Genomic DNA, 4,329 nt, shown 5'->3' with positions numbered 1-4,329 from the left:
TTTAGCTGCTTTAACTATTTCATCAGCTAATTCAACATAGTCCTTGCAATTCTCCGCATACCTTGGATCTACAATGTAACGTGATTTTTCACAATACACTTGACCAGTCCAGTATAAGCATAGTTTACAATGTTTCATTCAGCATCTTCTCCGAATCCTGCGTATTTGCGTAACCATTCTAAAGCAGGTCTTAATTCTTCTAATACTTCAGGGTCAGTTACTGGTTCCTGCTCGTTTATCCAAGCTAATTCCTCTGGTGTAGCTTTTCGCATTATATGTTCACGGACAAAAGCACCTTTCAAACGATTCAATGCTTCTTCCTCATCATCAAAGTCACTACAATTCAATGATTGCCTTTTTAATTTATCTAAAGGCCTAGTATACTTATCATCATAATAATAACCATAACCAGCACCTTTTACCTGTTTTAAGTATTCATCAATATTCTTAAATTGCTTCTTATTATTCGCTACATTCGGTTTCTTACCGGGAGTTACCATAAACTAATCACCCACATTATAAATTCAAAAAATAACACTCCTATAAAAATAGCAATTAAAAATGCAATAATTTTAACTAGAATCATATAATCCACTCACCAGTCAAATCAGCATGTAAACGTGCAATGCTTTTGCGAGCTTCCTCCTCAGCACCAAGATAATGTCGGCAATTATAAGCTATCTTACAATCCGGGATATATTCCTGTCTGTGAACACACCAATCCGATGGGTAACCGCTACGGTAATGATAATTCACACAATCACAGCAAGATAAAGGCACACGAGCCAACAGAATATAATCCTCTCGTATAATATCCATTAAAATATCCACTACATCACCGGTTTTATAATCACGTAAAGCTTTACGGAATCGACATCTTAACTGTTTTTCCAATTCACTATAATCATTCTTCATTAATATCAACTCTGGATACTATCTTTAAAAATTCAAGATTAGCCCTATCCTCATTATTATCCGGTTCAGGTAATATGGTAGTGTAGAATTCTTTTTCTAATCTTAAATATTCCTGCTCATCAGTAACACTCAACACACTAGACTCCTGATATCGTTTATAAAACTTCTCCAAACGATTTAAAAACTTCCTATTACGTGTTTTAATTCTCTGCTCAGTAATATAAGTAGTCATTAACTTGTAACCTTCTTCAATATACTTATCATCCATAATCTATACTCTCCCTAAATATTCATCAATAGCCATATCTGTTGTATCCACTTGCATCCAAACACCGGAAACACAAGTATACATCGTATAATCACATAAATTATTACATATGAAATCTAACTGAATATACACTGCCCTACGATCCACCACCTCTTCAACAGGAGGCAAATCAGTAACAATCAAATAACGAACATCATCCCTATTAAACTCATTAATAAGCTTAAGGAAACCTTTAAACCTAGAACTCGAACAAGAGTGAGTCCAACCAAACATTTCCTTATAATCATCATAAGAAACATGCCTCTTATTCCGCTCACGGTACAATAAATAAGATAACACACCAATAATGAAACCTAAAACAAAATCCAAAACCAAATTAAACAACATATTATATACTCCCCCCTATTTATTCAGCCATAAACCTATGATTACCAATATTCAACGTAACACCATGATAATCAGTTAAATTCACAACATCCCCCTTATTTAAAAGATTATAAGTGTGCAAATCCACATCAAAACAATAATCCTCAGTAAAAATAAAATAACGATTCTCATGCACAAATGAATGATCTTCCCAAACAATCTTCTTATCCAGAACATGACCAGTCATATTAACCGGTACAGGCTCATGGTAAGTTAACACACCATAACCTGCGATTAGAAGCATAACTATAAAAATAAATCCAATGCAGATAGGACCCTCACCACTATTTATATCCCTCTGCTGCAACTCTCTATCCCGTTCTTTAAGCTTATCTTCATCCATTATAACCAAACACTCCTTTTCATATTATCCCTTTTTTTATGTGTCATCGAATTCGTGTCGGCGGAGAATTTCTGCACGCAGACTTATACTCACTCGTTCCAATTCGATTGCTAAATCCCATATTTGATTTTCACTATTTAGTTTAGTTTTGTTGATTAAATTGATTAATTTATTCCTATCTTTTTTACTCATAATATTACTCATTATTATCACCAGTCAATTTATCTCCTCCTCTTTTATTGGTTTTTAAGACTGTATTGTCTTTTTTTGTTTGATTTTTTCTATTTTACTGTTTGTTAGTGTATGTTTCTGTGTGGTTTTTTGGTGTTTTTAGTGTCTTTTTTGTTCCTGGTTTTACCTCTTTTTTTTCCTTACTTTTTGTTATTTTAAGTTATATGCTCCCTTTAATCCTTTACTCAAAGGGTTTGTCTTTGTTTAAAAACAGTTCTACTTATCCTATTAATTTTTTAAAGGTCTTCTTATAGTATTCTACATCCTCTTCTAATTCTTTAATACGTTTCTCATATACTCCTTGTAGGTTTAATAGTGTAGTTATTGTATCTGATTTATCCCTTATTATTTGTTCTTGTCTGTTGAGTATGTGGATTGTATCAGTGTTACTTATTTTTTTGTGTAGGGTATTGTCTTGTATATAGTATTCTCCGCTGCGAGTGTATCTTTCTTTAGTCATCTTTTTCGTACTCTTTTTTTTCTAGTTCAGTGATTTTTGCTTGTAGTTTAAGGTTTTCAGTGTGTAATCGGTTCATTTCTTCACAGTCATCGATTGCTCCTATGAATTGTTCCCCTGTTTCTCGGTTGTATACTTGGTTGTCGTGGATGTAGTATGTGTCTTTCGTGTATATTTCTTCGGCGACTGCACTTATGTTCCTGTATAATTCTAGGAAGTCTTCTCGGTTGAATACGAATGTTGTATTCGGTGTTCGTAGATGATATGTGTCATTGTATACTTGTATTTTCCAGTATTTATCGTTCCATTCTTTCATTATCTTCCCTCTCGTGTATGTCTTGTAATGCTGTGAGGTATCCTGCTTTATATGCGTTTTCTTTATCTGTTTTTAATTGTTTGTTTTCTTGGTATAGTTTTTCGAGTGTTTCCCAGCAGTGTATTGCTAGGTCTCCGTCTACTTCTGTGAATTTTGCTAGTAGCATTGGATGGCAGTCATTACAGCTTAAGTTGTATACTCGTTCGGGTTTGTGGAATCTTAAACTAAATTTCTCCCCATACTTTGACCTTTTACGGTCTATACTACTCTTTGTCCCCATAAATTTTATCTCCTTACTGTCATTAATGCTATTGGTAGGCTTACTATGATGCTTACTATGAATGCAGTTATTGTATTTATCATTACTTCACTCATATATCCGCCTCTTCTTTTTCTTTTATTATCCGGATTCTTCTATGGGATTCTATGGTTTTGTCTTCATCGAAGTAGAATGCTCCACCTATTAAGTATCCTATGTAATGGTAGTGGAATTTTGAGGCGGGATTTATTAGTGCATGTACTAATTGTTCATCATCGGACCATCCGCCTGTTGTGATTTCATATAATCCATCATCTTGTTTACGGAGTTTACCATAGGTTAGTCTTGATTCAACTTCCTTGAGTACTGCATGGAAACCATATTTCGTATAGATCATGTTGATTATATCTACTTGGCTGGATTCTTCATCAATCATTTTTATTTTCCCCCTTTTTTTTCTTTAAAAATGATGTTCGTGTTGGATATTCCTGGAAATCATATGCGTCTGTTCTTGGTGGGTATATCTTAATTAATATTCCTGGTTTGCTATCTTTTTTTAATCGTTCTTTTATGATATTATCAAACCATTTCCACCTTTTATATAATTCAGGGTCTTCATGGATTATTTCCATTATCCTTGTGGGTTCATCATATTCTAAAGGATGTCTCCTGATCATAATCTTTTTTCTTCCTCTCTTTTTCTTCTTTTTTCTTCCATATAAGCTTTTATTTCTTCATGCTCTGTATCCATTTTCCTTTTTTTAAATGGGTGTAACTTCCAATATATCCATCTTTTAAAAGCTAGTAATTCATTGTAGATATGATGATAATAATATCTGATTAAACGGTTTTCCCGGTAATCTTCACAAGGGGTTAAGTTCAATTCATTAAATCGACTGTCTTCATTATGGTCTTTGTAGCATATTTCAAAATGACACCAGTCGGCACTTACTAATTTATAATAACAGCAATCCATGCAATCTCCACACATTTTTAATGCCTCCATTTTCCTTTATGCATTCTTTGCCTGTAGTATTTGTGTCCTCTGCGGCTTCTTTCCCATTTCATTTCGAAATCGTATCGGCCGTAGGGGTTGATTCTTAAACTTTCAAAT

11 protein-coding genes are annotated in these 4,329 nt (G+C 33.7%); all 11 read right to left on the bottom strand.

Annotation, left to right across the window (positions count from 1 at the left end):
• Window positions 1-134: 134 nt before the first annotated feature.
• On the bottom strand, window positions 135-500 hold the full coding sequence (locus ACJROP_RS03225) for a hypothetical protein (RefSeq protein WP_406534060.1): 366 nt from the start codon (window positions 498-500) through the stop codon (window positions 135-137).
• 82 nt (window positions 501-582) lie between these two features.
• On the bottom strand, window positions 583-915 hold the full coding sequence (locus ACJROP_RS03220) for a hypothetical protein (RefSeq protein ID WP_406534059.1): 333 nt from the start codon (window positions 913-915) through the stop codon (window positions 583-585).
• Window positions 905-1,183 (bottom strand): hypothetical protein, encoded by a 279-nt coding sequence (locus ACJROP_RS03215; protein ID WP_406534058.1) that lies wholly within the window; start codon window positions 1,181-1,183, stop codon window positions 905-907. Before ACJROP_RS03215 ends, ACJROP_RS03220 begins: the two co-directional genes overlap by 11 nt.
• A gap of 3 nt (window positions 1,184-1,186) precedes the next feature.
• Window positions 1,187-1,570 carry a hypothetical protein gene (locus ACJROP_RS03210; RefSeq protein WP_406534057.1) on the bottom strand — a complete coding sequence of 128 codons (384 nt, stop codon included), beginning with the start codon at window positions 1,568-1,570 and terminating at the stop codon, window positions 1,187-1,189.
• A 19-nt stretch (window positions 1,571-1,589) separates the two neighbouring features.
• Entirely contained in the window at window positions 1,590-1,952 is a 363-nt protein-coding gene (locus ACJROP_RS03205; RefSeq protein WP_406534056.1) for a hypothetical protein, read from the bottom strand.
• Between the two features lie 451 nt (window positions 1,953-2,403).
• Window positions 2,404-2,643 carry a hypothetical protein gene (locus ACJROP_RS03200; protein ID WP_406534055.1) on the bottom strand — a complete coding sequence of 80 codons (240 nt, stop codon included), beginning with the start codon at window positions 2,641-2,643 and terminating at the stop codon, window positions 2,404-2,406.
• Window positions 2,636-2,956 (bottom strand): hypothetical protein, encoded by a 321-nt coding sequence (locus ACJROP_RS03195; RefSeq protein WP_406534054.1) that lies wholly within the window; start codon window positions 2,954-2,956, stop codon window positions 2,636-2,638. The genes ACJROP_RS03200 and ACJROP_RS03195 overlap by 8 nt, the downstream gene beginning before the upstream one ends.
• Window positions 2,937-3,236: a hypothetical protein gene (locus ACJROP_RS03190; protein WP_406534053.1), complete on the bottom strand. Its 300-nt coding sequence runs from the start codon at window positions 3,234-3,236 to the stop codon at window positions 2,937-2,939. Before ACJROP_RS03190 ends, ACJROP_RS03195 begins: the two co-directional genes overlap by 20 nt.
• A 91-nt stretch (window positions 3,237-3,327) precedes the next feature.
• The gene (locus ACJROP_RS03185) at window positions 3,328-3,612 is read right to left on the bottom strand and encodes a hypothetical protein (protein WP_406534052.1); all 285 of its coding nucleotides are present in this window, start codon (window positions 3,610-3,612) and stop codon (window positions 3,328-3,330) included.
• 31 nt (window positions 3,613-3,643) lie between these two features.
• Entirely contained in the window at window positions 3,644-3,892 is a 249-nt protein-coding gene (locus tag ACJROP_RS03180) for a hypothetical protein (RefSeq protein ID WP_406534051.1), read from the bottom strand.
• Complete coding sequence (locus ACJROP_RS03175) at window positions 3,889-4,191, bottom strand: hypothetical protein (RefSeq protein WP_406534050.1); 303 nt, start codon at window positions 4,189-4,191, stop codon at window positions 3,889-3,891. Before ACJROP_RS03175 ends, ACJROP_RS03180 begins: the two co-directional genes overlap by 4 nt.
• Window positions 4,192-4,329 lie beyond the last annotated feature (138 nt).

Source organism: Methanobrevibacter sp., assembly GCF_045220775.1.
Lineage (GTDB): Archaea > Methanobacteriota > Methanobacteria > Methanobacteriales > Methanobacteriaceae > Methanocatella.
The sequence above is the reverse complement of the archived record's forward strand: the minus strand, read 5'-3'. Positions and strand labels throughout refer to the sequence as shown.

Bases quoted from the DNA above. Each gene is read 5' to 3' on its own strand.
- ACJROP_RS03220 (WP_406534059.1), bottom strand. From the start codon at position 915: ATGAAGAATGATTATAGTGAATTGGAAAAACAGTTAAGATGTCGATTC.
- ACJROP_RS03195 (WP_406534054.1), bottom strand. From the start codon at position 2,956: ATGAAAGAATGGAACGATAAATACTGGAAAATACAAGTATACAATGAC.
- ACJROP_RS03190 (WP_406534053.1), bottom strand. From the start codon at position 3,236: ATGGGGACAAAGAGTAGTATAGACCGTAAAAGGTCAAAGTATGGGGAG.
- ACJROP_RS03225 (WP_406534060.1), bottom strand. From the start codon at position 500: ATGGTAACTCCCGGTAAGAAACCGAATGTAGCGAATAATAAGAAGCAA.
- ACJROP_RS03210 (WP_406534057.1), bottom strand. From the start codon at position 1,570: ATGTTGTTTAATTTGGTTTTGGATTTTGTTTTAGGTTTCATTATTGGT.
- ACJROP_RS03185 (WP_406534052.1), bottom strand. From the start codon at position 3,612: ATGATCTATACGAAATATGGTTTCCATGCAGTACTCAAGGAAGTTGAA.
- ACJROP_RS03205 (WP_406534056.1), bottom strand. From the start codon at position 1,952: ATGGATGAAGATAAGCTTAAAGAACGGGATAGAGAGTTGCAGCAGAGG.
- ACJROP_RS03215 (WP_406534058.1), bottom strand. From the start codon at position 1,183: ATGGATGATAAGTATATTGAAGAAGGTTACAAGTTAATGACTACTTAT.
- ACJROP_RS03180 (WP_406534051.1), bottom strand. From the start codon at position 3,892: ATGATCAGGAGACATCCTTTAGAATATGATGAACCCACAAGGATAATG.
- ACJROP_RS03200 (WP_406534055.1), bottom strand. From the start codon at position 2,643: ATGACTAAAGAAAGATACACTCGCAGCGGAGAATACTATATACAAGAC.
- ACJROP_RS03175 (WP_406534050.1), bottom strand. From the start codon at position 4,191: ATGGATTGCTGTTATTATAAATTAGTAAGTGCCGACTGGTGTCATTTT.